General features: G+C 65.1%; 24 protein-coding genes. 7 read left to right on the forward strand and 17 right to left on the reverse strand.

Annotated features, from left to right (window positions below):
• Positions 1 to 54: 54 nt before the first annotated feature.
• The 4 genes from TFU_RS04810 to map form a co-directional block, all read right to left on the reverse strand.
• Positions 55 to 807 carry an AAA family ATPase gene (locus tag TFU_RS04810; RefSeq protein ID WP_011291412.1) on the reverse strand — a complete coding sequence of 251 codons (753 nt, stop codon included), beginning with the start codon at positions 805 to 807 and terminating at the stop codon, positions 55 to 57.
• Positions 808 to 886: 79 nt separating this feature from the next.
• Positions 887 to 1,546 carry an O-methyltransferase gene (locus TFU_RS04815; RefSeq protein WP_011291413.1) on the reverse strand — a complete coding sequence of 220 codons (660 nt, stop codon included), beginning with the start codon at positions 1,544 to 1,546 and terminating at the stop codon, positions 887 to 889.
• Between the two features lie 25 nt (positions 1,547 to 1,571).
• Positions 1,572 to 2,285 carry a metal-dependent hydrolase gene (locus TFU_RS04820; protein ID WP_011291414.1) on the reverse strand — a complete coding sequence of 238 codons (714 nt, stop codon included), beginning with the start codon at positions 2,283 to 2,285 and terminating at the stop codon, positions 1,572 to 1,574.
• A gap of 678 nt (positions 2,286 to 2,963) precedes the next feature.
• Positions 2,964 to 3,815 carry a type I methionyl aminopeptidase gene (gene map, locus TFU_RS04825; RefSeq protein WP_011291415.1) on the reverse strand — a complete coding sequence of 284 codons (852 nt, stop codon included), beginning with the start codon at positions 3,813 to 3,815 and terminating at the stop codon, positions 2,964 to 2,966.
• A 38-nt stretch (positions 3,816 to 3,853) separates the two neighbouring features.
• Here map and TFU_RS04830 point away from each other — a divergent pair, with 38 nt between their 5' ends.
• Both TFU_RS04830 and npdG read left to right on the forward strand, forming a co-directional pair.
• The gene (locus TFU_RS04830) at positions 3,854 to 4,078 is read left to right on the forward strand and encodes a hypothetical protein (RefSeq protein WP_011291416.1); all 225 of its coding nucleotides are present in this window, start codon (positions 3,854 to 3,856) and stop codon (positions 4,076 to 4,078) included.
• Positions 4,079 to 4,138: 60 nt separating this feature from the next.
• Positions 4,139 to 4,825, forward strand: coding sequence for an NADPH-dependent F420 reductase (gene npdG / locus TFU_RS04835; protein WP_041428215.1), 687 nt, complete (start codon positions 4,139 to 4,141; stop codon positions 4,823 to 4,825).
• A gap of 74 nt (positions 4,826 to 4,899) precedes the next feature.
• On the opposite strand, the gene pglX is transcribed toward npdG, so the two are convergent.
• The 6 genes from pglX to TFU_RS04865 all read right to left on the reverse strand — a co-directional run bounded on the left by pglX (position 4,900) and on the right by TFU_RS04865 (position 11,138).
• Positions 4,900 to 8,568: a BREX-2 system adenine-specific DNA-methyltransferase PglX gene (gene pglX, locus TFU_RS04840; protein WP_011291418.1), complete on the reverse strand. Its 3,669-nt coding sequence runs from the start codon at positions 8,566 to 8,568 to the stop codon at positions 4,900 to 4,902.
• Positions 8,569 to 8,670: 102 nt separating this feature from the next.
• Positions 8,671 to 8,871: a DUF397 domain-containing protein gene (locus tag TFU_RS04845; RefSeq protein WP_016188439.1), complete on the reverse strand. Its 201-nt coding sequence runs from the start codon at positions 8,869 to 8,871 to the stop codon at positions 8,671 to 8,673.
• 201 nt (positions 8,872 to 9,072) lie between these two features.
• Positions 9,073 to 9,258 (reverse strand): DUF397 domain-containing protein, encoded by a 186-nt coding sequence (locus tag TFU_RS04850; RefSeq protein WP_016188440.1) that lies wholly within the window; start codon positions 9,256 to 9,258, stop codon positions 9,073 to 9,075.
• 135 nt (positions 9,259 to 9,393) lie between these two features.
• Positions 9,394 to 9,579, reverse strand: coding sequence for a DUF397 domain-containing protein (locus TFU_RS04855; protein WP_011291419.1), 186 nt, complete (start codon positions 9,577 to 9,579; stop codon positions 9,394 to 9,396).
• 513 nt (positions 9,580 to 10,092) lie between these two features.
• On the reverse strand, positions 10,093 to 10,278 hold the full coding sequence (locus TFU_RS04860; protein WP_016188441.1) for a DUF397 domain-containing protein: 186 nt from the start codon (positions 10,276 to 10,278) through the stop codon (positions 10,093 to 10,095).
• 5 nt (positions 10,279 to 10,283) lie between these two features.
• The gene (locus tag TFU_RS04865) at positions 10,284 to 11,138 is read right to left on the reverse strand and encodes a helix-turn-helix domain-containing protein (RefSeq protein ID WP_011291421.1); all 855 of its coding nucleotides are present in this window, start codon (positions 11,136 to 11,138) and stop codon (positions 10,284 to 10,286) included.
• A gap of 142 nt (positions 11,139 to 11,280) precedes the next feature.
• On the opposite strand from TFU_RS04865, the gene TFU_RS04870 reads away from it, so the two are divergent.
• Entirely contained in the window at positions 11,281 to 11,631 is a 351-nt protein-coding gene (locus TFU_RS04870; RefSeq protein ID WP_011291422.1) for a hypothetical protein, read from the forward strand.
• The gene (locus TFU_RS04875; protein ID WP_011291423.1) at positions 11,631 to 12,107 is read left to right on the forward strand and encodes an ATP-binding protein; all 477 of its coding nucleotides are present in this window, start codon (positions 11,631 to 11,633) and stop codon (positions 12,105 to 12,107) included. The genes TFU_RS04870 and TFU_RS04875 overlap by 1 nt, the downstream gene beginning before the upstream one ends.
• 513 nt (positions 12,108 to 12,620) lie before the next feature.
• On the opposite strand, the gene TFU_RS04880 is transcribed toward TFU_RS04875, so the two are convergent.
• Positions 12,621 to 13,484: a helix-turn-helix domain-containing protein gene (locus tag TFU_RS04880; RefSeq protein WP_016188442.1), complete on the reverse strand. Its 864-nt coding sequence runs from the start codon at positions 13,482 to 13,484 to the stop codon at positions 12,621 to 12,623.
• A 190-nt stretch (positions 13,485 to 13,674) separates the two neighbouring features.
• Here TFU_RS04880 and TFU_RS04885 point away from each other — a divergent pair, with 190 nt between their 5' ends.
• Together TFU_RS04885 and TFU_RS04890 are read left to right on the forward strand one after the other, a co-directional pair.
• Positions 13,675 to 13,998 carry a hypothetical protein gene (locus TFU_RS04885; protein ID WP_016188443.1) on the forward strand — a complete coding sequence of 108 codons (324 nt, stop codon included), beginning with the start codon at positions 13,675 to 13,677 and terminating at the stop codon, positions 13,996 to 13,998.
• The gene (locus TFU_RS04890; RefSeq protein WP_011291426.1) at positions 13,998 to 14,603 is read left to right on the forward strand and encodes an ATP-binding protein; all 606 of its coding nucleotides are present in this window, start codon (positions 13,998 to 14,000) and stop codon (positions 14,601 to 14,603) included. The genes TFU_RS04885 and TFU_RS04890 overlap by 1 nt, the downstream gene beginning before the upstream one ends.
• A gap of 444 nt (positions 14,604 to 15,047) precedes the next feature.
• On the opposite strand, the gene TFU_RS04895 is transcribed toward TFU_RS04890, so the two are convergent.
• From TFU_RS04895 to TFU_RS04905, 3 genes are all read right to left on the reverse strand, one after another.
• Positions 15,048 to 16,085, reverse strand: coding sequence for an LLM class F420-dependent oxidoreductase (locus tag TFU_RS04895; RefSeq protein ID WP_011291427.1), 1,038 nt, complete (start codon positions 16,083 to 16,085; stop codon positions 15,048 to 15,050).
• A gap of 128 nt (positions 16,086 to 16,213) precedes the next feature.
• On the reverse strand, positions 16,214 to 17,056 hold the full coding sequence (gene panB / locus TFU_RS04900) for a 3-methyl-2-oxobutanoate hydroxymethyltransferase (RefSeq protein ID WP_011291428.1): 843 nt from the start codon (positions 17,054 to 17,056) through the stop codon (positions 16,214 to 16,216).
• A gap of 262 nt (positions 17,057 to 17,318) precedes the next feature.
• On the reverse strand, positions 17,319 to 18,680 hold the full coding sequence (locus tag TFU_RS04905; protein WP_011291429.1) for a glutamine synthetase family protein: 1,362 nt from the start codon (positions 18,678 to 18,680) through the stop codon (positions 17,319 to 17,321).
• Positions 18,681 to 18,894: 214 nt separating this feature from the next.
• Here TFU_RS04905 and TFU_RS04910 point away from each other — a divergent pair, with 214 nt between their 5' ends.
• Complete coding sequence (locus TFU_RS04910) at positions 18,895 to 20,628, forward strand: NAD+ synthase (protein ID WP_011291430.1); 1,734 nt, start codon at positions 18,895 to 18,897, stop codon at positions 20,626 to 20,628.
• Positions 20,629 to 20,682: 54 nt separating this feature from the next.
• Here the strand turns inward: TFU_RS04910 and TFU_RS04915 are convergent, their stop codons facing one another.
• The 3 genes from TFU_RS04915 to TFU_RS04925 form a co-directional block, all read right to left on the reverse strand.
• Positions 20,683 to 21,018 (reverse strand): hypothetical protein, encoded by a 336-nt coding sequence (locus TFU_RS04915; protein WP_016188445.1) that lies wholly within the window; start codon positions 21,016 to 21,018, stop codon positions 20,683 to 20,685.
• 204 nt (positions 21,019 to 21,222) lie between these two features.
• Complete coding sequence (locus tag TFU_RS04920) at positions 21,223 to 23,040, reverse strand: carbohydrate-binding module family 20 domain-containing protein (RefSeq protein ID WP_011291432.1); 1,818 nt, start codon at positions 23,038 to 23,040, stop codon at positions 21,223 to 21,225.
• 352 nt (positions 23,041 to 23,392) lie between these two features.
• Positions 23,393 to 26,515 carry a bifunctional [glutamine synthetase] adenylyltransferase/[glutamine synthetase]-adenylyl-L-tyrosine phosphorylase gene (locus tag TFU_RS04925; RefSeq protein WP_011291433.1) on the reverse strand — a complete coding sequence of 1,041 codons (3,123 nt, stop codon included), beginning with the start codon at positions 26,513 to 26,515 and terminating at the stop codon, positions 23,393 to 23,395.
• Positions 26,516 to 26,577 lie beyond the last annotated feature (62 nt).

The raw sequence follows: 26,577 nt of genomic DNA on the forward strand, positions 1-26,577 counted from the left end.
CCGGATCTCTCCCGGGGCCGACACCGCTGTGGATAACTTTCGGCCCCGACGGGATTATGCCCCCGGGCTGCGGCGGGCCTCCGGCGGGGGTGGGATCGCCCGCGGCACCGCAACCGGGGTCTTCCGCGGCGGGGTGCGTGGTACGGGGACGGGACGCGCCGCGGGCACCACCCTGGAAGCAGCCCGGCCGGTGAAGTCGATCCGGTGGAGGCACGCGGCTTCGCCCCGGGTCACGAGGACGAGGGACCGTGCTTCGGGCACGGCCTGCTGCGGGTCGCGCGCTATGGCGCGGCGCAGCGCCAGCCACCGGCGCTGGTGGGTGCGGAAGCTGCGTTCGCTGACGCGGCGGCCGCGCATGTCTTGGCCGCGCCGCGCTTCCGCGGGGGTAGCGTCCACGAACAGCAGGTGGAGTTCCGCGCCGGTGATCCGGCAGTACAGCGCGAGCAGGCGGCGCACAGTCCGGCGCGTACCGGTTTCGTGGACGACGACGGGGGCGCGGCGCCGCAGGGCGGCGAAGACCCGCACGTAGTGCAGCAGGTGGGTGGCCCACCGCCACAGCGGGTAGGGGACGGCCCGCAGATAGGGGGTGAGCCGGTTGCGGGCGTGCAGCGAGTCGAGGACCCACACCCCGTCCCGGGTGCGCACGGGTGCGGTTTCCCGCCCGGACAGCCCGTAGAGGCGGGCCAGCAGGGTGCTTTTCCCCGCGCCGGGAAGCCCGCCGACGAGCAGCAGGCTGTGCCGCGGATAGCGGAGCACGAAGGCGTCGTGGAAGCAGGCGGAGGTGGGGTGGGTTGGGGAGGCGATCACACTGGGGACGTCTCCACCGCGGGTAAAGGGACGGTAAGGGCGGGGCCGCGCCCCGCCCTGCCGCCCTGGTGCGCGGGGGCTATCTGCGCCGCGCCAGGGTGAAGCCGTCGCCGATGGGGAGGATGACCAGGTCGACCCGCGTGTCGTCGCGGGCGTGCACGTTGAAGTCGCGGATGGCTTGCACGCGGGCCGCGGTCTGCGCGGGGTCGAGGACCCGGCTGTGCGAGAACACGTTGTCGGCGAGCAGCACCCCGCCGGGCCGCACCCGCGGCACGAGTTCTTCCCAGTAGGCGATGTAGGACTCTTTGTCGGCGTCGATGAACGCCAGGTCGAACTGGGGTTCTTCGGGGAGGGCGCGCAGCGTGTCGAGGGCGGGGGCGAGCCGCAGGTCGATCCGGTCGGCGACCCCGGCCCGCTGCCAGTAGCGGCGCGCCACCGCGGTCCATTCTTCGCTGACGTCGCAGGCGAGCAGGGTGCCGTCGTTGGGGAGGCCGCGGGCCAGGCAGATCGACGAATACCCGGTGAAGGTGCCGACTTCGACGATGTTGCGTGCCCCGATGAGCTGGGTGAGCAGGGTGAGGAACAGTCCTTGTTCGGGGGCGATCTGCATGCCGACGTGGTCGGGGAAGAGCCGTTCGGTTTCCGCGGCCAGGTCGGTCAGCACTTCGTCGACGGGGGTGCTGTGCGCGACCAGGTAGGCGTGCAGTTCCGGACTGAGGTTTTCTGAGGTGCGTGTCACAGGCCCAGCCTAGGAGACGAGGGGGTCACAGGTCGGGGATGAGTTCTTTCCACGGGAACAGGTAGATGGACATGAGCACGATGGAGATGGTGAGCATGGGGGTGATGACTTTGCGTTCCACGGGCCCGTCGGTTTTGAAGCCGATGTTCTGCCCGAACCGGTATTTCCAGAACGGCCACAGCAGCGGCACCCCCATCTGGGTGGCAATGTCTCCCAGGTAGTGCAGGAGGCACCCGTAGGCCACGGCCAGGCCGAGCCATGAATAGTCGACGCCCGAACTGTAGAGGGCGAGTGTGATTCCCGCGGTGGCGAGCGCGTTGATGAATTCGGCGGCGACCCGGTTTTTCTCCATGCCGTAGCCGAGCCCGTTGAACGCGATCCCGATGAGCAGGAAGACGAATATTTGGGCGGCGAGTTCGGACCAGAGGACGAGGAGTTGCGCGAATCCGCCGAGGAGTAGCGCGAACAGCAGTGAATGGGTGCCGTTGCGGTGCCCGCCGAACGCCCAGTTGAAGAACGCGCCGAGGGTTTCGGTGAACACCCCGTAGGTTTTGGTGATGGTTGCGCTCTTGTGGTCGAGGTCGGGGATGAGCGCGGCGCCCGCGCAGACGAGCCCGCCCGCGATGATTTCCCCGGATCCGAGTTCAAAGTTGATGCCGAGAACGTCCACCTTGTTGAGCAGGGGGACGACAGCCATCCATCCAACCACGCCGCTCAGCGCGTGAGAGTGCCCCATCATGGGCGGAACGGTAGCGGTTCGGAACGGTTTTTGGCGAGTCGGGGGTTGGGAAGCGTACCGGCACGACGACCCGGTGTGAGATTCAGCTCAATGATAGGCGGCAGAAGCCCTGGTCAATGGCCGGATACGGCCACCGTCCCGCACGCGGGCTGTTTTCTCCTCCTGTTTGTGCAGCGAAAACGCGTTTTTCCCGGATAATGCCGGGCACCGGGGGCGGGTGGAACGGCGGGGCAATTCCGCGTGGTTCGACATATGCTTTGGGTAGCCGCCCGTTCCGGCTAGGCCGTCGGGAATCGGCTTGTCGGTTCCCAGAGCTGGACGTGGTCGCCGTGGCCGGTCCGCGGTGCACCTCGGCTTCGGTGCGTTCGGCATGCTCGTGGGGATCATGTCGAGGTGTCATCGGAGCACGGGCGGCCTTTGCGTGCGCGGACGGCCCGGTTCCGCCTGGTGTGCGGGTAGGGGAGTGGTCGGGCGCGCCCCCGCTCAGCGGGCTTATCAGCCTGTGCCGCGGGGAATACTTCCCAGTGCAGCCGCGCGGAAGCGGTGGCATCCGCCGCCACGCACGCGGGGAAGCCACGGCGGCAGGCTCGGCCGCTGGTGTCTGCCGCCGTCGACTTCTTCTCCCAGTGCCTTGAGGACATCCTCCTGTCCCGGCATGCCCCGCGGGCAGCCCGGGTGTCAGGGGAGGGTGAGGATTTCTGCGCCGTCGTCGGTGATGACGAGGGTGTGTTCGAACTGGGCGGTGCGTTTGCGGTCTTTGGTGACCGCGGTCCACCCGTCGTCCCAGACTTCGTAGTCGATGGTGCCCAGGGTGATCATGGGTTCGATGGTGAAGGTCATCCCGGGAACCATGACCGTGTCGGCGCTCGGGTCGTCGTAGTGGGGGATGATCAGCCCGGAGTGGAATTCGGGCCCCACACCGTGCCCGGTGAAGTCGCGCACCACGCCGTAGCCGAAGCGTTTGGCGTAGGACTCGATGACCCGGCCGATGACGTTGATCTGCCGGCCTGGCTTGCACGCTTGGATGCCGCGCATGAGGGCTTCGCGGGTGCGTTCCACGAGCAGCCGGGATTCTTCGTCGACGTCGCCGACGAGGAAGGTGGCGTTGGTGTCGCCGTGCACCCCGTGGATGTAGGCGGTGACGTCGATGTTGATGATGTCACCGTCCTGGAGGACGGTGTCGTCGGGGATGCCGTGGCAGATGACTTCGTTGATGGACGTGCACAGCGACTTGGGGAAGCCCTTGTAGCCGAGCGGGCTGGGGTAGGCGCCGTGGTCGCACAGGAACTCGTGGCCGATCCGGTCGAGTTCGTCTGTGGTGACGCCGGGCTTCACGTGTTTGCCGACTTCTTGGAGTGCTTGCGCAGCGATCCGGCCGGCCACCCGCATGGCTTCGATGGTCTCCGGGGTCTGCACATCCCCAGCGACCCCTTTGACGGGATGTTTCTTACCGACGTATTCGGGCCGGGGGATGGACGGCGGGACCGTTCGTGGGGGCGAGATACGCCCGGGTACCAGCGGGGTAGTCATGGAATACGAGTGTAGTCAGCGACTGACGGGAGAAGTCCGTGTTCGGTAAACGGCGCCGGGATGTCCTTCCCACCCCGGAGGACGGGGAGGACAAGTGGTGGTATTCGCTGAAGACGGGGAAGGTGGAGCGCGGCCCGGGCAGTCCGACGAAGGACCGGCTCGGCCCATACCCGGACCGGGCGTCCGCTGAGGCGGCGTTGGAGCGGGCCCGCCAGCGCAACGAGCAGTGGGAGGAAGAGGACCGCGAGTGGAACGAGTGGTGACCGTGGGTAAACAGGGGGCGGTGTACCACGGCCGACACCCCTGTTGACATGATCATGATTATGGCATCGAAGAGTTCTCCGCACGATCTTCCTGACGTCTCTGGCCTGTCGATTGCCGTGCTGGGGGGCACGGGTGATCAGGGCCGCGGCTTGGCGCGCCGGTTCGCGATGGCCGGGCACGAGGTGATTCTCGGTTCGCGGAGCGCGGAGCGGGCCCAGGCGGTTGCCGCCGAGTTGGGCGAGGGCTTGCCGGTCCGCGGCATGGACAACGCGGGCGCGGCCGAGGCCGGGGACGTGGTGATCGTGGCGGTTCCGTGGGACGGTCACCGTGCCCTGCTGGAGTCGTTGAAGGATGTGCTGGCGGGCAAGATCGTCGTCGACTGTGTGAACCCGCTGGGTTTCGACAAGCGCGGCGCGTATGCGCTGCCGGTTGAGGAGGGGAGCGCTGCCGAGCAGGCTGCCGCGATCCTGCCGGACAGCCGCGTGGTGGCCGCGTTCCACCACGTGTCCGCCGTGCTTTTGCTGGACCCCGAGGTCGAGAAGGTGGATTTGGACGTGCTCGTGCTCGGGGACGACCGTGAAGCCACCGATGTTGTGCGCGCTTTGGCGGCCCGTATCCCCGGGGTGCGGGGAGTTTACGGCGGGCGCCTGCGCAACGCCCACCAGGTGGAGGCGTTCACCGCCAACCTGATTTCGATCAACCGCCGTTACAAGGCCCACGCGGGTATCCGCATCACCGACATCTAAAAAAAGAAGACCTGTACGGCAGTGGCCCTGTCCCGACCGCCACAGGAGGACAGGGCCACTGGGTTTATACCGGGTTAGCTTGCCTTTTTGCGACCACCTCGGCGGGTGGTTTTAGGCCGCCATGCTTGCATGTCGCTGTCGGTGATGCCGGTGCGGTCTTTGAGCTCGGCGAGGTCTTCATCCAGGTAGTCGGCAGGGCTTTGCCCGTACTCATCCGGGGTGGTGTGCCACTGGCGCACCCACGGCCGCAGTTCGACCAACCCGGCTAGCAGCGGGGTCATTTTGTCGCGGTCGTCGACCCAGCCGTGTTCGTCAAGCCGGTTGAACGCTAGATCAGTGAGGGCTTGGACTTGCTGGGCGTGATCCCATCCGGCCCAGCCGAGCACCAGGGAGCCGTCCTGGTCGGTTTCCGCACCCGGATAGGAGATGAAGCGTTCCTTGGGCACATCCAGCTTTCCGCGATTAGCCCAGTAGGAGGGCTTGCGGAAGTCCGCGGAGGTGTAACGCGGTGGCACCGGAATGTCGAGCCGCCGCTCAGGCTCGCCTTCAGCCCGCTCGGCGTTGAGAGCATCTTCTTGGCGCTGGAGGTGCCAGACTTCTTCCCACTGCTGGCGTTTACGCAGGCCGGATTCTTTGTAACGCCATGCCGCCAGGTAGGGCACATGCTCTGCTTCTACGATCTGGGCGATCACATCGGTGAAGTCAGCATCCGGATCATAAAGATCAGCCACAGCCACCGCTTCAGGACAGACATCCCGCAACCGGTTAGCCAACTCCACCACCGTACGCACTCGCGGGGCTTCCTCACCACTCTCAGTGGGGGCAAACCAGATCTGCCGGGTCTCGCACTTGTCCAGCAGCCAGGCTTTCAGCGCCGCCTTTTCCTTCTTCTCCCAAGGCTCGGCATGCCAGCGCCGCTTGTACTCGGGACGCTCCAGAAGAGCGAGGTCTTTGCGGGATTCGATGAACTCGATCCGACGAGCCACCACCCGCTTGTACGCCTCAGGCCAATGCGCAGGAATCTCCGTAATCGGGGTGGCACCATGCCGAGCGAACCATTCGGTCTTCACCTCGCCTGCGGCGAGTTTGCGGGCCAGCACGATCTCAAACGCCCGCTCCCCAAACGCAATCCCCGGCACCGCAGCCGTATCAGGTATCACCAACTCAGCACGCTCAGCATCGCTGATGAGGCCATAACGGTGATAGACATCCCAGTCCAACTCTTCTTGCAGCGCAATCATGCGGGATCGAATCCTGAAATACTCCGCACGCGCCTCATTCAACCCAGCACGGGACGGCGTGCCAGCCTCCACCACCGCTGACGGCTCCAGCAAGGAAAGCTGCTGAGCGAGAGCATCCAACTCCCGAGCACGCTCCAACGGCAAAGAGTCAGGAAGCGGAAACTCCTGAAGCTTCGTACCAGTGAACTCGTACCTTTCCCACTCTTTAAGCCCCTGGCTTCCTTTGTCATAACTGACCTGCTTGAGCCAGAAACAGGCCGTAGAAGAATTCAACACCCCCAAAAGCTCCAGATGCTGATCCTCCGTAGCCCCCTCGGGAAGCTTGATCACCGGAGCAGTACGGTTGAAGACCTTCCCACCCCGATCCAACACGAAGTGGTTGTGCGTGGCCACAAAAGCGAAAGCTATAGAAAGCGGAATCCTGTATCTCTCCGAAAAGAACATAGAGTATTCAAACCAGCTAAGTCCACGCTCTAGCTGAGTATTTCCATATGCAACTCGGTTTCTTAGAATGTTCCTGTATGGATAGAGGAATTTATTAATCGCGTCGTCAGAAAAAGCTTCTAGAGTCTCGCTTTGATAAGGCCAAAGAGAAACCAGTGAATTTCTGATATTCCAGTCTCTTATGGTATCGCCTTCGATGAGTGGGCGCTGATTCTCTTTAGATATTCCGTGGCGCAGGAGAGTGCCTCGACCTACCATATAAGCGCTGTCTTCTCGGGTTACTGCACCAAAACCAATTTCTTCAATTTTTGATTGAAGCTTCTCTTTGCTCCATTTTTGGAAAAATTGCATCAATTTATTAGCGCCGCCGCCGCTTAAACTCCACGGATGTTTCTTGAAGTGATCCCAGGGAAGATTAGAGACACTAATCCATTCGCTTTCGCTTCCTGGTTGTTCGATCTGGTTGGTTATGGCAGACCAGACCAAACCGTCGGCAGGGCTATCCGGCTGAGAAGGTTCCCCCTGAATGCCAAGAACCGCACGGATAGTCGTGGTATGGGTGTTGGGCATGTTACGACCAAACAGGATGACCGTCGGAGTCCCATGCCCAGGGATATAAGCTCCAGAAGTGTCGATGATGTGGGTGAGGCGTACCTGGTTACGGAAGAATTCGTTGATGAGTTTTTTGCCGAACTCGCGTTTCATGAACGAGTTTGCGGTAATCTGTCCAACGAATCCTGCGCCTGCTCCGTCACCACCGGCTCGCTTGGCGAGGTTAAAGAACCGTTCAGCAAACGGAACAGAAAGTGCGTATTCCCGATAGCAGGCTTGGTATCGTTCTCGATAATTCTGGTTTTCTTTCTTGTCTTTAACGGTGATGTAGGGCGGGTTGCCTACCACTGCGTGGTAGCTGTTGACCCCGAGCAGGTCATATTCGGCTTGGTAGTTATAGACATCCTCAGTGGCATAGTGGTGGACCTGCTCATCATCGAACAGAGTCTCCTTGCGCTGTGGGGCTCCTCGCCCGTGGATGAGGGAGTCTCCGGTGGCCACGACGATGGGCCAATCAGGGTTGCCTTGGGAGAGTGTGGTGATGCCTGCTTCTTTCATCGCCGCGATCAGCAGGCGAAAGCGGGCGATGGCGACGGCGTAGGGGTTTTTGTCCACACCGTGGATGCTTCTTAGGGTGCGGGCGATCAAATCCCAGTCAGAGGCCCCGGGGGCGGCTTCCCGCCAACGAGCAAGGATGCGGTGGAAGGCGCCGATGAGGAAGTGCCCCGACCCACACGTGGGGTCGATCAAACGGAAGCCTTGGCTGTTAGCCTGGTAGACACGGCCGCCTTGCCCATCCAGGCCGAATTCGTCGATAGCGGGCTCAAGGGTGTAGTCGAGGATGAACTCCTCAACAAACTCCGGAGTCTGAAAGAGCGCGTAGTTTTCGCGGATGTCTTCAGACAAATCTTGGTAGAGGTCGCCGAGGAAGCGGGTGTTCCAGTCGGGGTCGGTGAAGTCATGGCGGATGTGGCCGTCATCCCCGACCTCGCGCCAAAAAGCGATGAGGTTCTTAGCCGCCTGATGCGAAGGGGTGATAGTCCACATGGGGTTGTGGGCCCGATCAAACAACCCCCGCACAATCGGCGACACACTCATCGCCTCAAACGCGTGGATCAGCCAGTCACGGTCCGTGCGCGACCGGTCCTCAGCCACCCACGCATCCCGCAACTCCTGAGCAATGTCATAACGCCCACTCGCATCCCTGGGCCCAGAGATAAAGGGCTGCTCCAACAGCCGGTTGTCTTCGCAGAAGCGGACGAACACGGTGGCCAACACCCACGCCACCGCAGCCTGCGTCACCCGCTCATCGCGCCAGGCCCCATAGGTAGCAGCTGTGCGCCCAGCATCAAACGCCCGCTGATACTCCCGCTTCAACTCATGGGCAAACGGGATGCCGGTGTGTTCGTTGATCGCTTCCGGATCTTCGCTGCGCTCACGCAGGTCCTCTTCAAGGACGCGGACCTGCTTCTTCAAGTCGGCAAGCAGTAGAGCGTGGTCAACCACCAAGGCCTCCAGGCCACAACAAGGATGAAAAAGGGGGACAGTGTTGGATCATCCTATTGTGGCCCAGGAGGCTGACAACAGAGTCAACAAACCGAAAAAGACTTAGAGACGCTCCTCCCGCGCCGCGCGCAGGAACACCACCCACTCACCAGCAGGGAAGAACAGCGCACCCAGGTCACGGTTCTTGCTGTCACGCACCCCAGTCAGAGGCCCCTCGGAGACCTCCACACACGCGCCTCTCTCAGTGGTGTAGGTCGACGTATGCCAACCCTGAACAGACACGCTGATGTTGTCGGTGACCATGGCTCTCTCGCTATCTGTGTTGGTGAAGTCTGTCAATGGTTCAGGGAGCGGTTACTCGAGAGCGCTTCAGGGCTCTCACCATCTCGCGCGGCTCCTGAGCGACGTCTAGCAACCCCAGCCTCCTAACCGCACCGAGAGTTGGGTATACCCGGACCTCTCGATGCGGTTCAGGAGGCTGATGCTAGGCCCAGGTACCGCCTCTTAGTGGCGCTCTTCTTGTGCCATACGGAGGAACGCCACCCACTCAGCGGAGGGGAAGCGCAACACACCAGCCTCAGGGTGCTTAGAGTCACGGACAGCGGTAGCGCCGGGGAGGTCGGCAACCTCCACGCAATAGTTGTTAACTCCGCTGTAGCTGCTCTTACGCCACACTTGCTGCTCGGTCATTCACTCACCCTTCAATGACTAGGGAGCTTTCTTATGTGGTCAAGATTTGCTGTTCTCTGTAGCCAGTTGAGGAAGGGGAGACAGGGTTTCCTGTTGTGACTAGTCGGAGAAATAACGTCAATATTTCTGACAGGGTTAGATGTTCTTCTCCTTGAGAACCTGAAGGAAGGAGGTCCACTCTGTCGCGGGGAAGACCAGCACGACTGCCTCAGGGTGTTTAGAGTCACGCACAGCGGTGGCATTGGGGAGATCGGAGACCTCTACGCAGTTGTTGTTAACTCCGCTGTAGCTGCTCTTACGCCATACTTGATGCTCGGCCATCCGCAGCTTCCTTTGTCAAGAACCAAGAGGTTAACGGATGAGCCGCAGAAAGTTCGGCAATCTTAGAGAAAAGTTCAATCTCCAGGAAGATCGCGTTGAGCTTCGCTAGCCCTTCGCGCCCACAAAACATGCGCTGGAGACTGGTATCTCCAAGAACCGACACTTAGACTGAGCGGCTTCAGGAACCCATGATGGCAAAAATTTTTGTGGTTGGGAATGTGTCGGCAAAGGACACTTTCTAGTTTCCCTGAAGAGCAACGCAATGCGTCCGATGTCAAAAACACATTAGTGTTCGATGGTAACTCTCATCACGAGAAGAACACCAGTATGATCATCGGACGTTTGAGTGGATTTTTGACCGAAGGGGCTCTTATCTAGAAGTAAGGATGTCGCTTGAGAGATCCGAGAAAAAATTCGGTATGTTTGCCCTTCTGGTCACAATGGGGAAAAGGGGAGATTAGTTTCCCCATTGTGACCATCAGAGCGACAGCGGTGCCGACCCCTCCGGGGAAGTTAGACCTGCTCGCTTTTGGCTGCTCGCAGGAAGGCGGCCCACTCGGAAGCAGGGAAGGTCAGCACGGCTGCGTCGGGATGTTTGGAGTCGCGGATGGCGGTAGCGCCCGGGAGGTCAGCGACCTCAACGCAGTTCTCCAGACCTCCGCTGTAGCTGCTTTTACGCCATGTCTGTTGCTTGATCACTGGGCTCACTCTTCTAGTGACTTGATAACTTTTTTGACCAGGTCCATCGACAGTGTCGGGCTCAACGCCGCCGACTGGGTACGGCTGAACATCACGTTGAACTCCCTGACTTCCTCTTCATCTTCGATGTACAGGATAGAAGTCGGGGTGTCGACGTAGACGATGCTGTTGTCCATTGGGTCGGGGAAGTCCATGATCATGAAACTTCCGGTGGTTGCGGCATGCGCCCCCGCCTTGAACGGCAGCACGTAGATGTCGATGTTGTGCCGGGAAGCCATGTGAGTCAGATGACGAAGCTGGGTGCGCATGACCTCAACCGAACCGACGAGGCGATGGAGCGCTGCCTCATCGATGATGGTCATGAAGTGTGGCGGATCGACCCGGTTGAGGATGTTCTGCCGTTCCATGCGGGCCTTGACTAGACGATCGATCTCCTTGTCTTCGCGGAGTTTGTAGGCCCGGAAGATTGCGTCGGCATAGTCGGGTGTTTGGAGTATGCCGGGGATGACCTGACACTCATAGGAGCGGATGACGGAAGCTTCGCTCTCGAAGTCTGGAAGACCGCTAGGGAAAGCGTCCTTGTACCTGGTCCACCAACCGCGTTCCTTGGCAAGGCGGGCGCACTCGTGCAAGGACTCGCGTATCTGAGGGTCGGTGACACCGTAGACCTCTAGGAGAGCGTCGAGCTCGGCCGCTGGGATTCTCTTTTGTTCGCCGCTCTCGATCTTGGAGATCTTCTGCTGTGGCCAGCCCAGCTTCTCACCTACTGCGGCTGCCGAGAGTCCCTTCTGCTTGCGGAACTTCCGTAACTGTGCAGAGATCCGCCGTCGGCGGATGGTCGGACTGTAGCTCCGTTGCATGCGGCTCACTTTAACTCCCTGCGAGGTTTCGGGTAACACTGGAAAGTAACTTGAAAATCAGTGTTACCCGGAATACTCTCAGTGTCGTGCAAGACACACCCATCCTCTCGCATATGGGTCGGGTTCCGCAGGAGGTTTCCCAATGTCCTCAAGTAACCCCTTAGAAAGGCGTGTCCCTGCTCGCAACCGCACCACCCTCCTCACCGAGCTCGCTGACGAGGTCCGTGCGCTCGGTGGGACTGCGCTGGTCGCCCTGTCGGCGACCGCTCACCCCGTGCTCTACGTGCGCCGCATGGGTGGCCGTCTCATCCCGGTCGTGGTGGTGGAAGACGCCGCCGCCAACCGGTGGTTCATCTGGGGGCGCACCGGGTCGGAGCACGTCTCGCGGCCCAAACAGGCTGCTGCCGCACTCTGCGGTCTGGACCGTCTCCCGCCGCGCTCGTGGGTGAACCCAGTGGCCGCGCGCCGCGCCGCCGCGAAAGGAGCGGCCTGATGACCGACACCGCCAACACCAGCGACAACGACTCCGAACCCGGAGCCGGTCGGCTCCGCGCCGTCTCAGAATTCTGGGAACTGCCCGGCGACCCCGCGTTCTGCCCAGACCTGCGCGGCCGCATCCGACGCAGCCTCACCGGCTTCCCGCACGCCGCCGCGGACGCCGAACTCGTCGTCGCGGAACTCTTCGCCAACGCCTGCCGGCACAGCCTCAGCGGAGACGGCGGCAAAGTCACCGTCACCCTCGCCGGGCTCCGCACCGGCCTCGTACTCGTCACCGTCACCGACCAAGGACCGCGCCCCGACCCGGCCACGGGACGGCCCCGCATCCCCCAAACCCGTCCGCTCGACGGGACGCTCGCCACCGGGGGACGCGGACTGCGGCTCGTCGCCGCGCTCGCCACCGACTGGGGACACTGGCGCACCGACACCGGCGGACACGCCGTGTGGGCTGTCTTCGACCCCCGTCGCTGACCCGCCCGTCCCACCCTCACCCCTGATCCCCACCCCAAGGCCCAGGGCACGCTTCTGCCCGCCGCACCCGGCCACGCCACCCCCGTGGCGGCCACCACCCTGGCCTGCCCGGCACGTGCGGCAACTAAAAGAAAAGGGTGTCCCCGTGCACACCCACCGGGAACACCGTGGAAGCACGCCGGGCACAACCCCAGCCCTGGGAACACCCGAACCCCGCCCCTGTCCAGCAGAGACACGGGCAGGCTTCAGGACTTCCCCTATTGCGGCCTAAAAGGCTGACGCTAACCTCACCGCGGCCAGGCGAACTTTGTCACGCCCGCCCCGCCGCAGCCCGCGCGAAAGCCACCCAATCAGCAGCAGGAAAGCACAAACCGCCCTGCCCCGATGCGGGTGTTTCCACCACCCGTGGGTGGACCTTTCGAGACTTCCCCCCAAGCAGCCGCTTCATGTGTATAGCTAGAAGTGTGCCGCTCGGCGAACCCGAGTGGCGGCCTGGTGAACGGGGACTGTATCTCACCCATCGGCGTCTTCCAGCTCGGCCAGAACACGGCGGAGGTAACCGGGAGTCTCCTGCGGAGGCAACGCCGTGGCCTGCAACAACTCGAACCGCTGCGCATAGGCCGCGACCCTGTCGCCTCCGTCCACGAAACAACCGTGCGGGGGGACGCCGATGTACCCCACCTTCGCACCACCGTCGAGGCGCAACACCGTGAAGGTGGCGGGATGAGCCATGCCCTGCGACAAAGGGAGTACTTGAATGACGAGATTAGGATGCTTCACCAGCTCGAGAAGGTGCGTGAGCTGGGCGCGCATGACCTGCGGGCCGCCCACCGCGCAGCGCAGCGCCGACTCGTCGACCACCGACCAGAACCGCGGCGGATCGTCGCGCTCCAACACCGCGGCCTGCCGTTGGCGCAGCGCAGCACACAGCTTCTGGTACTCCGCGGACCCCGCGGGCACTCTGCGCCGCACCAGCGCGGCCCAGTAGTCCGGATGCTGCACCAGTTCCGGAACCAGGCCGACAGCATACTCCTCGATCAAGGTCGCCTCGTATTCCACGCTGTAAAAATCGTTTCCCGCACCCTCCTCAAACTGAGACCACCACGGTTTATGCCTGCGGGCAGCCTTAGCAATAGCGACCAATTCCTCAAATAACCCGTCATCCGCCCCATACAGGCGGCATAGCGCGGCAACCGATTCAGGATTAAGCCGGACGAAGCGGCCATTCTCAATCCGATAAAGCTTGCTGACATCCCAACCCATTTCTTCGGCGACCTGCTCTTGAGACAACCGCGCCTCCGCGCGCAACCGTTTGAGTTGGCTGACCAGGTAGTGCTTGCGCACTGGAGAGCCCCGGGACACGACCATCGCCTCCATACCGGCAATCTCGTTGCTGAACGATGTGGAACATCATCCCATCCGCGAAACCAGACAAAGTCCAACAATAAAGACCAGTTTTCTTACATGCGTTGCAAGTTACATGGCCTGCATTTAGCTTAAAGCTGTCAGATCACAGGATCTGAGCCGCAGTGACCGCATATCAGCGGTGTCATATGTGAGGAGAGCTATGTCCGCACATGCCGAAAAAGGCGTCCCCCGGCAGGTGTTACTCGCCCGCCTTCAAAAACAGATTCAGGAGCAGGGCGGTTCAGCCTTCCTCGCCCTGTCGGCGAGCTCACATCCGGTTCTCTGCGTCGGCGCCGGGGACTGTCGCACCTCGGTCGTGGTCGTGGAAGACAACGCCGGGGAGCAGTGGTTCATCTGGGGACGCACCGGCAGCGCGCACGTCTCACAGATCGACCACGCTGCCACCGTACTGTGCAACACAAACCCGCGGCCCGCCCGCCCCACGGCAGCAGCGCGCCGCACCGGGGGCAGGGGAGCCGCTTAATGATGGAACACCTCGACCACAGCTACGACGAACACCCGGACGACGTGCTGTCCCCCGCCACATCAGCCTCCCAGCGGGAGGAAGACGAAAAACCGCTCGTCTCCGACGAGTGGGAGATGCCCGCGGAATCCGCGCTCTGCTCGGAACTACGCCACCGGGTCCGCGACATCCTGGACGTCCACTATTCGGCGACTACCGTGGACGACATCGAACTCATCGCCTCAGAACTGTTCGCCAACTCCTGCCGGCACAGCCTCAGCGGAGACGGCGGCAAAGTCGGCATCATCCTCCGCGGCTGGTCCGAGTGGGTGTACCTCGCGGTCGACGACCAAGGCCCGAAAGGCGGTGCGCGCGTGCTCTGGGAGCCGGAGGTGATCGACCCCCTCGCACCCGACGGGCGCGGACTGCTCCTCGTGCACATGCTGACCGACGGGTGGGGCCAGCACTACCACGACGGAACCCACCGGGTCTTCGCCTGGTTCAGAATCGGCTGGGAGCACCCGGAACGCCTTCCGAACCTGAAAGAACTTCCGATCCGCCCCGGGATGCTGTCCGACTTCATCCCCGACGATCCGTCAGACCCTATCTTCAACCACTACTACTAATCGCCCGTCCCGGCAGTCGACTCCCCCAAGGACGAGCGGAACGCCACCCCCGACCTTCGCGCCGCCCGGGCGCGCATCTCCTCCCTGTGACGCTCCCACAATCCGTGCGGACGAGCTGCCCCGGTATTGCTGCAGCATGCCCCCAAACCCCCGCGTGGCGGGGGAGCAGTGCCGTGGACTCGGCCGGGCACCCGGCCGAAGCACACCCGGGCATACCCCCGGGCACACCCGGTGATAGTGCCGCTGACCTTGTGGTCGCTGCGGTACTGGACCCGGCACGGGCGTCGACCCGCCCGCGCCGGAACCAGTACAGCCCGGGTCGGGTCCGTGCCGATCACCAGCCCGCGGCACGGGCCCGACCCGCGGCACCCCAGGGGCCGGGACCGGTACGGGGAAGACCGTTCAACGGTGCTGCCGGTCCCAGCCCGCCCAGAAAAAGGAGAATTAAAGCCAGTTTTTGACCTTTTCGAGCAGTGCGACCGGGTCGCCGCCCACCGGGATCAGGTTCAGGTGGGTCACCCCGGCCTCCCGGAACGCTTCAATCCGTTCGCGCACATACGATTCGGGGCCCACCAGGTTCGTCAACTCGACCATCTCGTCGGGCACCGCCGCGGCAGCCTCCTCCTTCTTGCCTGCCAGGTAGAGGTCCTGGATCCGCTCCGCGGCCTCCTCGTAGCCGTAGCGGCGGGCCACCGAGTTGTAGAAGTTCTTGCCCTTCGCGCCCATGCCGCCCACGTACAGCGCGATCATCGGACGGGCCAAGTCCAGCAGCTTCTTCGTCTCCTCGCCCTCGCCGATCGCGAGCAGGCCGCCCGCGGCGATCTGCAGCTCCCCGAGCTCCGGGGACCGCTTCGCCTTGCCTGCGGCCAGCGCCTCACCCCACACCTGCGGCGCCTTCTCGGGGATGAACAAGTGGGGCAGCCAGCCGTCGGCGATCTCCGCGGTCATCTCCACGTTCTTCACGCCCAGCGAAGCCACGAAGATCGGGATGCGGTCCCGCACCGGGTGGTTGATGATCTTCAACGGCTTGCCCAGGCCCGTGCCCTGGTCCGGCGGCAGCGGCAGCTGGAACACGGAGCCTTCGTGGGTGAGCGGGCCCTGCCGCGCCCACACCTTGCGGCAGATCTCGATCACCTCGCGCGTCCGCGCGAGCGGCTTAGTGTAGGGGACGCCGTGCCAGCCTTCGATCACCTGCGGGCCGCTCGCACCCAAACCGAGAATGGCGCGGCCGTTCGACAAATAGTCCAACCCGGCGGCGGTCTGCGCAATCAGCGTGGGAGTCCGGGAATACAGCGGCAGAATCGCCGAACCGATCTGCACTCGCTCCGTGCGGGCCGCGATATAGCCCATCAGCGAAACCGAGTCGAAACCGTAGAGCTCCGCCACCCACACGGTGTCCAAGCCGACCTTTTCCAGCTCCACCACCTGGTCGACGGCCTGCTTGATATCCCCCGAATAGGTCAACGGCATGGAGATCTGCATGGAAAGCCTCCGCTGTCCGGTGCGCCACAGTCCCGACCATGCTACTACCGAGTACCGTTCTAGTCTCGGGGGAGAAAGAAACCCCGCGGCACGCGCCGCGGGGCCCACACTATGCGGAGCACGCCGACCTAGGCGTAGGAGTGCTGCTCGTCCGGGAACGTGCCCGCCACCACTTCCTCCGCGAAACTCGTGGCAGCGTCCCGCAACTGCTCCGCCAGATTCGCGTACGACTTGACGAACTTGGCGACCCGCGGCGACAACCCGGCCATGTCCTGCCACACCAGCACCTGGGCGTCCGTGTCCGGACCCGCGCCGATCCCGATCGTCGGCACCGTCAACTGCCGGGTGATCTCCGCGCCCACCCGCGCAGGCACGCACTCCAGCACCACCGAGAACACGCCCGCCCGCTCAAGCTCCTTCGCATCAGACAGCAGCGCCTCGGCCGCCTCCTCGCTGCGGCCCTGCACGCGGTAGCCGCCCAGCACATTCACCGACTGCGGCGTCAACCCGATGTGGCCCATCACCGGGATACCCGCCGACACCAAAGCCTCCACCTGGGCGATGACCCGGTGGCCGCCCTCCAGCTTGACCGCCTGGGCGCCGCCCTCCTTCATCAGCCGCGCCGCCGACTCCAAAGCCTGCTCCGGACCGGCCTGGTAGGAGCCGAACGGGAGGTCAGCCACCACCAGCGCCCGCTTCGTCGCCCGCGACACCGCGGCCGTCAACGGGATCATGTCGTCAAGGGTGACCGGGATCGTGGAGTCGTAGCCGAACACCACCATCGCAGCAGAGTCACCCACCAGCAGCACCGGAATGCCCGCCTCGTCGAAAATCCGGGCAGTCAGCGCGTCATAGGCGGTGAGCATCGGCCAGCGTTCGCCGCGCTCTTTCGCTGCGGCCAAGTCCTGAACCGTGACCCGGCGGTTTGCGGAGCCGCCATACAAAGCAGGAGCGGGGGTGTGAGAACTCATGGGTGCGTTTCCTCCGTTGTCTCGAAGCGCCGTTACGGCGTCCCCGGACGTTGTCGGTCGCGGCCGGCGCGGATACGCCGGACGATCTCATCATGTCACGCATGAATTGCGCGTCTCTACCGAAGAGAACCGATTTGTCACCCTATTTCCTCCCGGTGGGCAGCACCAAGCGCCGCAAGGCACGCTCCGTGGCCGCACAGAAACCGAACGCACAGCAAAGCGGGTGGCCTGGCGCGGCCACCCGCATCCGGAAACCGGAACGTTACAAAGTCGGCAGATAGCGTTCGAGCTCGTACGGGGTCACCTGGCGGCGGTAGTCCTCCCACTCCGCCTTCTTGTTGCGCAAGAAGAAATCGAACACGTGCTCGCCCAGCGCCTCTGCGACCAGCTCGCTGCGCTCCATCACCCGCAGCGCCTCATCCAGGCTCTGCGGCAGCGGCATGATCCCCAGCGCCCGGCGCTCCGCATCCGTGAGCGCCCACACGTCGTCCGACGCGCCCGGAGGAAGCTCGTAGCCCTCCTCGATCCCCTTCAACCCCGCGGCCAGAATCACCGTGAACGCGAGATAAGGGTTGCACGCCGAATCCAGCGCCCGGAACTCGATCCGCGCCGAATTGCTCTTGCGCGGCTTGTACATCGGCACCCGCACCAGCGCCGACCGGTTGTTGTGCCCCCAGCAGATGTACGCGGGCGCCTCACCGCCCGCCCCCGCGGACGCCGCGGCATTGCCCCACAGCCGCTTATACGAGTTCACGAACTGGTTGCACACCGCCGTGATCTCCGCGGCATGCCGCAGCAGCCCGGCAATGAACCCGCGGCCGATCTTCGACAACTGGTACTCCGCGCCCGCCTCGTAGAAGGCGTTGCGGTCCCCCTCGAACAGAGACATGTGGGTGTGCATGCCGGACCCGGGATGCTCGGTGAACGGCTTCGGCATGAACGTGGCATACACGCCCTGCTCGATAGCCACCTCCTTCATCACCATGCGGAACGTCATGATGTTGTCGGCGGTGGTCAACGCATCCGCATACCGCAGGTCGATCTCCTGCTGGCCGGGCCCGCCCTCGTGGTGGCTGAACTCCACCGAAATGCCCATCTCTTCCAGCATCATGATCGCGTTGCGGCGGAAATCCCGCGCCAGACTATGCGGCGTGTGGTCGAAATAGCCGCCCTCGTCGCTCGGCTCCGGCAGCTCCCCGCGCTCCGGCTTCTTCTTCAGCAGGTAGAACTCGATCTCCGGGTGCGTGTAGAACGTGAACCCCAGATCAGAAGCCCGGCTCAACTGCCGTTTCAGCACGTTGCGGGGGTCGGCGTAGCTGGGCGAGCCGTCCGGCAGCAGGATATTGCAGAACATGCGCGCCGCACCGTGCGGCTCGTTGCGCCACGGCAGCACCTGGAACGTCGTCGGGTCCGGCTGGGCCAGCATGTCCGACTCATAGACCCGCGCAAACCCTTCTATAGCGGAACCGTCGAACCCGATCCCTTCCGTAAAAGCGGCCTCCAGTTCGGCGGGAGCCACCGCAACCGACTTGAGGTAACCGAGCACGTCGGTGAACCACAGTCGCACGAAGCGGATATCGCGCTCCTCAAGAGTCCGGAGCACGAATTCCTGCTGTCGGTTCACGGTCCACCTTCCTCGTTTCGAACTCGCGGGACATCTGAGGCGTTCTTACCAGACTCCCACTGCCAGTGTGCCCTGCCCGAGTTACCAGCACGTTAAGCGGATTCTGTTCGTCCCTTACCCGGTGTGCCGGGCGGAACACCGAAGCCGGGGGACATGCGGCGATAAAACACCACGAGACGTTAGGCTCACTTCCGTGGCACAACTGCGATTGGCTATGGCCCAGGTCAATCCCACGGTGGGGGACCTCGAAGGCAACAGCGACCTCATCGTCGACTACACCCGTCGCGCCGCCGACGCCGGAGCGCACCTCGTCGTCTTCCCGGAAATGGTGCTCACCGGCTACCCAGTGGAAGACCTCGCCCTCCGCGGCGCCTTCGTCGACGCGTCCATCACCGCCCTGCACGCCCTAGCCCGGCGGCTCGCCGACACCGGGCTCGGCGACCTCCCCGTCGCCGTCGGCTACCTGGACCGGCACCGCAACACCGTGGCCCCCACCCGGGGACAGCCCGCCGGAGCCCCGCACAACGCGGTCGCGCTCCTCTACCAAGGGCAGCCGGTCTTCACCTCCGCCAAACACCACCTGCCCAACTACGGGGTGTTCGACGAAGCCCGCAACTTCGTGCCCGGCACCACGCTGCCCGTCGTCCGCCTCCACAGCATCGACGTCGCCTTCGTCATCTGCGAAGACCTGTGGCAGGACGGCGGACCCGTCGCCGCGGTCCGCGAAGCCGAAGCCGGGCTGCTCGTCGTCATCAACGGCTCCCCATACGAGCGCGGCAAACGCGACACGCGCCTCGAGCTGTGCACCCGGCGGGCCCGCGAAACCCAGGCCACCGTCGCCTACGTCAACCTCGTCGGCGGCCAAGACGAACTCGTCTTCGACGGCGACTCCCTCATCGTCCACCCCGACGGGCGCCTGCTCGCCCGCGCCCCCCAGTTCGAAGAACACCTGCTCGTCGCCGACCTGGAACTCCCGGACGCGGTCGGCGCCGGCATGTGGGGAGCCTCCGCGGACGCCCCGGGCATCACCATCCAGCGGCACCTCGTCTCCGCCGACCCCGTGCCCGCCTACGAGCCGCAGCCCGCCCCGCTCGCCCCGCGCAGAGACGAGATCGGCGAAGTCTACGCCGCCCTCGTGCTCGCCACCCGCGACTACGTGCACAAGAACCGGTTCCCGTCGGTGCTCCTCGGCCTGTCCGGCGGCATCGACTCCGCACTCGTCGCCACCATCGCCGTGGACGCGCTCGGCGCCGACCGGGTCCACGGCGTGCTCATGCCCAGCCGCTACTCCACCGACCACTCCGTCACCGACGCGGAAGAACTCGCCCGCCGCCAAGGCATCAACGCGCGCATCATCCCTGTCGCGCCGCTCGTGGAAGCGTTCGAGAACGCGGTGAAAGTCGACGGCCTCGCCGAAGAGAACCTGCAAGCCCGGGTCCGCGGCCAGCTCCTCATGACCCTGTCCAACCAGGAAGGCCACCTGGTGCTCACCACGGGCAACAAGAGCGAGCTCGCCGTCGGCTACTCCACCCTCTACGGCGACTCCGCGGGCGGATTCGCCCCCATCCGGGACGTGTGGAAGACCCTCGTGTGGGAACTGGCGCGGTGGCGCAACGCCGAAGCGGAACGGAACGGCCAAGTGCCGCCCATCCCCGAGCACTCCATCACCAAACCGCCCAGCGCTGAACTGCGGCCCGGACAGTTGGACACCGACAGCCTGCCCGAATACGACGTCCTCGACGCGCTGCTCGACGACTACGTGGGCACCGACCTGGGCCGGGACGAGCTCGTCGCCGCGGGCCACGACCCCGAGCTCGTCGACCGGGTCATCCGCATGGTGGACCGGGCCGAATACAAGCGCCGCCAATACCCGCCCGGACCCAAGATCAGCACCCGCAACTTCGGGCGGGACCGGCGAGTGCCCATCACCAGCCGGTGGACGGTCTAGACAGCACACGAGGCGGTGGCGAAAAACGGTCCACCGCCTCTTCGGTTTTCGGGCTTACCAGAACACCGCGACTGCGATGTTGAGCAGAGCGAGCAGGCCAGCGGCCAACGCGAGCTTCGGCGCGGGCTTCCGGACGTTGAGAATCGCCAGCACGATCACGATCAGGTTCACCGCAAGCTTGACGCCGATCTTGGCGTGATTAACGGAACCCCCGTTCATCTCGAGGAATCCCACCAAGAGCAGGCCGAGCACCAGTTGGGTGAGCGCGCTGTGCAGCAGCACCTTGGGGGCCTTGGCGTAAGCGCCGAGCTGCTGCATCAGCCATCCGGAGATGATCCCCGCCAGGGTCACGAAGTGAAGAAAAACAAGGAAGGAGTACAAGATTTCCATAACTCGCACACTACTACCCCGGGTAGTCGCTAACGTTATGTGTGCAAGCCCTGCGAAAGACACCGCCCCGGGAGGGGAGGGGCGGTGTCGCCCTGGAAGCGCGCCGGCGGGTGGGATCACGGGGGAAGAGAACACCCGCCGGCGCCTCGCAAACTGCCGCTACCTCCCCGGCGGGGGAGGAACGGGGAGGTAGCGGCCTCAGGGTCAGCGCCAGGAGTCGTAGAAGTTCTGGGAACAGCCGCCCCCGCTGTCATCCACGGTGGCGATGCGGTTGCCGCCCTGCTCCCACTCCACGGTGCCGTCCGGGTTGAGCTTCACGTACTTGTACTCGAAACCGACCCCGGCGGGCAGGTCCACCGCGCCCGACCAGACGGGATAGGTGCCCGAGTCCGTGCGCAGCCGCACCCCCTGGGCGGGCTGCCAGGAGCCCAGCTCGGGGATCGACCCCACCACGGCGACCTCCTGGCCGTACCAGGTGGTGACGGTCGCGTGGAACCGGGCCGTGACCGTGGTGCAGTCGTCCCCGCCACCAGGCGGCGTACCGCACCCGTCCGGGCCGCACGAGCCGGGCGCCTCCACGTGCAGCGCCACCGCGCCGTTCGCAGGCACCGTAGCGGTGAACTTCCCGCCGGACACCTGGTAGCTGGGGCCGTCGCACACCCCGTCGACGAAAGTGCCGTTCGCCACATCGCAGTAGACGCCGTCCGGCAGGGAAGTGGTGAACGTGCGCGTCCACGCGGTGTTCGTCGCGTTGAACGCGGCATACCCGGCGGAGCCGCGGGCGAACGCCAGGCGGCCGTTGCCGTCGGTCACCGCAGACCCGATGCCCTGCCCGGCCACCGCGTTGTGGAAGCCGACCATGCCCGCCACCGCGCGGTGCTCGCACAGCCAGCGGTCCGCCGAGCAGTCGGTGGGCCGGGTCGTGCCGTCGGAGTGCATCGGCGGCCCCGCCTTGTCGTCACCCGACCACGTGTAGCTGGACATCACCTTCGGTGTGCCGTACGGGTGGGCCAGCATGAACTTCTGCGCCAGGTCGTAGCGCGCCCCGTCGGTGTGGGTGAGGATCGGCTCGTAGCGCTGCGTGTCGTGGTTGACCACGAACACCACGGCCTTGTCGCTGGGGGTCAGCCCGCTGCCCAAGCCGGTCAAGTGGGCGATGTTCCCGTTGGCGAACGCGTGGCTGATGTCCCGGTGGTACTGGAACTCGGTGACCGACCCCAGGTGCGTGTAGGAGCCGGTGCTGATCGTGCTGTCCGCGATCACCTCCTGGAAGATGTACGGCTTGCCGCCGCCCCACGCCGGGTGGACGTTCTTCAGGCGGGAGAGGATCGCCTGCAGGTCGCCCTCGGGGATGTGCTTGGCGGCGTCGATGCGGAACCCGGCCACGCCGAGGTCGATCAGCTCGTTGAGGTAGGCCGCGATCCGGTCCTGGACGTAGGGGGAGGACGTCTTCAAGTCGGCGAGGCCGACCAGCTCGCAGTGCTGCACCTCCCACTTGTCGTTCCAGTTGGTGATGTCGCGGCGGCAGTCGTTGAAGTCCTGGCTCTGGTAGATGCCCGGGTAGTCGTACTTGCTGTAGCTGGAGCCCGCGCTGCCCGGACCGGCACCCGCGGACCCGGTGCCGGTCATGTGGTTGATGACCGCGTCGACGTAGATCTTGACGCCCGCCTCCCGGCAGGTGTTGACCATGTCGATGAAGTCGGCCCGGCTGCCGCGGCGGGTCTGGTCGAGCTTGTAGGACACCGGCTGGTAGTCCTGCCACCAGGGGTAGTCCTCAGCGGGCAGGACCACGTGCTCTTGCGGCGGGGAGACCTGGACTGCGCCGAAGCCGTGGGGGCCGAGCGTGGTCCGGCACTCGTCGGCGATCGACTTCCACCGCCATTGGAATAGGTGGACGATGACGTCCCGGTTGCCTGACGGCGCGGCATGAGCGGGGGAAGCCGCGACGGTCAGCGCAACCAGGGACGTGGCACAACCCAGCAGGGCCGCGAGCAGCGCGGCCAGGGATCTGCGCACTCCCATCGGTACTCCAAAAAAGTGAGGGGGGTTCCCGCCTGAAAAAGCGCTTGCGATTTGTGCAATCTTTGCAAGAACTTTCAGGCTGGGATGAAGATAACAACCGATGGGCGGTTTGTGAACCTCTGTTTGCGGATCAGTTTCCGATCACAAGGAGGCAATTTGTCTTAATTGTCGGTTTTATGGGTGTTTTTTGGTGGGGGAGTGGCAGGAGAGTATGCCGTTCCATGCCGGAAAATCCTGCAAAATACGCAATCTCTTGCAGAAGCGGGTGGGGGAGTGCGACACCAGACGACACACACCCGCACCACCCCGCCCGGCCGCACCACAGCCACGGGCAGGGCACAGCCCGACCATGTCAACTGTCGTAGAACACGCGCTCCATCACCGCGCGCGCCCGGCGCGTCGCCCGCCGATAGTCCTCCACCATCCGCTCACCCGGGCTCCCCCCGCCATTCTCCATGCGGTAGCCCAACGCGCTCGCAATCGCCGACCGATCCCGCCACCCCACCGGGATAGAGTCGCCGCCCCTGCCGCGCACCAGCGTGATCGCCCCGCGGATCCGCGACGCCAACCGCCACGCCACCTCCAGCGTCGCCCCGTCGTCCGGATCCAGCAGCCCGCACTGCACCGCCGCGTTCAACGCCTGCAACGTCCCCGTCGTCCGCAACTCCGGCACCCGGTAGGCGTGCCGCAACTGGAGCAGCTGCACCGTCCACTCCACATCCGACAGCCCGCCCCGGCCCAACTTCGTGTGCAACGCGGGATCCGCGCCCCGCGGCAGCCGCTCCGCCTCCATGCGCGCCTTCAACCGGCGGATCTCCCGCACCGCCTGGTCGCTCGGACCCCCCTCCGGATAGCGGACCGGGTCGATCACCGCCACAAACCGTCGGCCCAGCTCGGCGTCGCCCGCCACCGGCACCGCGCGCAACAGCGCCTGGCTCTCCCAATGCGACGCCCACCGCTGGTAGTAGGCGGCATACGCGTCCAATGAGCGGACCATCGGACCGTTCTTGCCCTCCGGCCGCAGCCCCGCATCCAACCGCACCGGCGGCTCCGACGACCCCGGAAACTCCAACAGCCGCATTAACTCCCGCACGATCGCCTCCGCGGTCGCGGCCGCCTCCCCCGCATCCGCCCCCGGCAGCGGATCGTGCACAAACATCACATCGGCGTCGCTCGTATAACTCAGCTCGCTGCCGCCGAACCGGCCCATCGCGATCACACACATGCGCGTGACCGGCTCCGTGCCGCGCTGGCGGGCCACCCGCTCCGTCGCCGCCCGCAACGCGGCATCCACCGTCACCGCCGCGATCGCCGTCAACGCGTCCCCGACCCCGTTGATGTCCGTGACCCCCAACAGGTCCGCGGCCGCCGTCCGCAGCAGCTCCCGGCGGCGCAGCGCCCGCACCGCCGCCACCTGGTTCTCCGCCGTGTCATGCCGCCGCAGCGCCGCATCCGCCTCCGTGGCCAGCTCCGCGTCACTGCGCTGCACCAGGTCGCGGTCGTCAGCGAGCAGCGCCACCGCCTCCGGGGCACGCAGCAGCAGCTCCGTGAAATAGCGGCTCGTCCCCAACAAGTGGGCCATCCGCTCCGCCACCCGCACATCGTCGCGCAACAGCCGCAAATACCACGGCGTCGTCCCCAACGCGTCGCTGACCTGCCGGAACCCCAGCAGCCCCGCATCCGGGTCCGGGGAATTCGCGAACCAGCCCAACATCACCGGCAGCAGCGTGCGCTGAATCGCCGCCCGCCGCGACACCCCGGCCGTGAGCGCCTCCAAATGGCGGAGCGCCCCTGCCGGGTCCACAAACCCCAATGCCTCTAATCGGATCCGCGCATGTTCCAGAGAAAGCTGCACCTCGTCCTCAGGCAAACGCGCGACCGCCTTCAACAGCGGCCGGTAGAACAACTTCTCGTGCAGCCGGCGCACCTCCGTGGCTCGCCGCCGCCACGTGTCCACCACGCCCCCCACCGGATCCGCGGTGAACCCCAAAGAGCGGCCCAGCCGACGCAACGCCCACTGGCCCTTGTCGGACTGCGCGTCCGGCAGCAAATGGGTGCGGCGCAGCCGGTACAACTGGAGCAGATGCTCCACCCGCCGCAAAAAGCGGTACGCATCCGCCAACGCCGCCGCATCCTGGCGGCCCACATACCCGCCCTGGGACAGCGCCGCCAACGCCTCCAACGTGTTCCCCGAACGCAGCGACTCGTCCCGCCGCCCGTGCACCAGTTGCAGCAACTGCACCGCAAACTCGATATCGCGGAGCCCGCCCCGGCCCAGCTTCACCTCCCGGTCCGCCTGGGCACGTGGCAGATGCGCCTCCACACGGCGGCGCATCGCCTGCACGTCCTCCACGAAATTCGGCCGCCCCGCCGCCTGCCACACCAGCGGGCTGATCGCCTTCATGTAGGCCGCGCCCAACTCCGCGTCCCCCGCGATCGGCCGGGCCTTCACCAGAGCCTGGAACTCCCACGTCTTCGCCCACCGCTCGTAGTAGGAGACGTGCCCGCCAAGCGACCGCACCAGCGGACCGTTCCGCCCGTCCGGGCGCAGCGCCGTGTCCACCTCCCACAGCGTGCCCTCAGCGTCCGTGGCCGTCGGCACCTCCAACAGCGCGGACGCCAACCGGGTCGCCGCCGCCAACGCCGCAGCCTCGTCCGGGCAGGCCTCGGTCGGCTCAGCCACGAACACGACGTCCACGTCGCTCACATAGTTGAGCTCCCGACCGCCGCACTTGCCCAACCCGATCACCGCGAGCCGGCAGCGCTCCGCCTCCTCCGGGAACCGGGCGCGAGCCAGCGCCAGCGCCCCCTCCAGCACGGCCGCCGCCAAATCGGCGAGCTCCGCGGCCACCTCCTTGAGATCCTGCACCCCGGTGAGATCCCGCCCGGCCAGCCGCAGCACCCGCCGCCGGTACGCCAACCGCAGCGCGTGCGCCGCCTCCGCCGCGTCCCGCCGCGACACATCCGCCACCGGGGCAGGGGAGTAGGGGTCGGCGCCCACCACCGCCAACAAGCCCGCACGCAGCTCCTCAGCGTCCGGCGGGCGGGCCGCGTCCGCGCCCCGCAGCTCCCGCCAATCCCCCGGATGCCGCACCAGGTGGTCGGCGAGCGCCCGGCTCGCCCCCACCACCTGGCACAACCGCTCCCGGAAATCCGCGTCCTCGTGCAACGCGGACAGCAACTCCCCCGGATCAGCCGACCGCTCCAGGATCCGCACCAGCCCGAACAAGGCCAGATCCGGGTCGGCCGCCCGGCACAGCGCGTCCACAATCACCTCGTGCGCGGCGTCCGCCAACCCGCTCTCCGCGAGCAGCCGTGCCGCGCGCGTCGCATCGCCGAACCCTCGACGGGCCAGCGCCCCCACACTCGTTCCCGTGCTGTCCCGACTCGCCACAGCACCACGGTAACTCTCAACGCGACCGCATAGGCGGTGCAACGGACGCCACCACAGGCGTCCCCCCACCGAATGCACCATGGCCACCCCAAAGAGACACTCTGGGGGAGTACTCACCAATTGCGGGCTTATGTGGGGGAATC

This window comes from Thermobifida fusca YX (genome assembly GCF_000012405.1).
Lineage (GTDB): Bacteria > Actinomycetota > Actinomycetes > Streptosporangiales > Streptosporangiaceae > Thermobifida > Thermobifida fusca.

Coding starts and splice junctions, on each gene's coding strand:
- TFU_RS04820 (WP_011291414.1), bottom strand. CDS start 2,285: ATGATGGGGCACTCTCACGCGCTGAGCGGCGTGGTTGGATGGATGGCT.
- map (WP_011291415.1), bottom strand. CDS start 3,815: ATGACTACCCCGCTGGTACCCGGGCGTATCTCGCCCCCACGAACGGTC.
- npdG (WP_041428215.1), top strand. CDS start 4,139: ATGGCATCGAAGAGTTCTCCGCACGATCTTCCTGACGTCTCTGGCCTG.
- TFU_RS04845 (WP_016188439.1), bottom strand. CDS start 8,871: ATGGTCACCGACAACATCAGCGTGTCTGTTCAGGGTTGGCATACGTCG.
- TFU_RS04850 (WP_016188440.1), bottom strand. CDS start 9,258: ATGACCGAGCAGCAAGTGTGGCGTAAGAGCAGCTACAGCGGAGTTAAC.
- TFU_RS04855 (WP_011291419.1), bottom strand. CDS start 9,579: ATGGCCGAGCATCAAGTATGGCGTAAGAGCAGCTACAGCGGAGTTAAC.
- TFU_RS04865 (WP_011291421.1), bottom strand. CDS start 11,138: ATGCAACGGAGCTACAGTCCGACCATCCGCCGACGGCGGATCTCTGCA.
- TFU_RS04870 (WP_011291422.1), top strand. CDS start 11,281: ATGTCCTCAAGTAACCCCTTAGAAAGGCGTGTCCCTGCTCGCAACCGC.
- TFU_RS04875 (WP_011291423.1), top strand. CDS start 11,631: ATGACCGACACCGCCAACACCAGCGACAACGACTCCGAACCCGGAGCC.
- TFU_RS04880 (WP_016188442.1), bottom strand. CDS start 13,484: ATGGAGGCGATGGTCGTGTCCCGGGGCTCTCCAGTGCGCAAGCACTAC.
- TFU_RS04885 (WP_016188443.1), top strand. CDS start 13,675: ATGTCCGCACATGCCGAAAAAGGCGTCCCCCGGCAGGTGTTACTCGCC.
- TFU_RS04890 (WP_011291426.1), top strand. CDS start 13,998: ATGATGGAACACCTCGACCACAGCTACGACGAACACCCGGACGACGTG.
- TFU_RS04895 (WP_011291427.1), bottom strand. CDS start 16,085: ATGCAGATCTCCATGCCGTTGACCTATTCGGGGGATATCAAGCAGGCC.
- panB (WP_011291428.1), bottom strand. CDS start 17,056: ATGAGTTCTCACACCCCCGCTCCTGCTTTGTATGGCGGCTCCGCAAAC.
- TFU_RS04910 (WP_011291430.1), top strand. CDS start 18,895: ATGGCCCAGGTCAATCCCACGGTGGGGGACCTCGAAGGCAACAGCGAC.
- TFU_RS04915 (WP_016188445.1), bottom strand. CDS start 21,018: ATGGAAATCTTGTACTCCTTCCTTGTTTTTCTTCACTTCGTGACCCTG.
- TFU_RS04920 (WP_011291432.1), bottom strand. CDS start 23,040: ATGGGAGTGCGCAGATCCCTGGCCGCGCTGCTCGCGGCCCTGCTGGGT.
- TFU_RS04925 (WP_011291433.1), bottom strand. CDS start 26,515: ATGGTGCATTCGGTGGGGGGACGCCTGTGGTGGCGTCCGTTGCACCGC.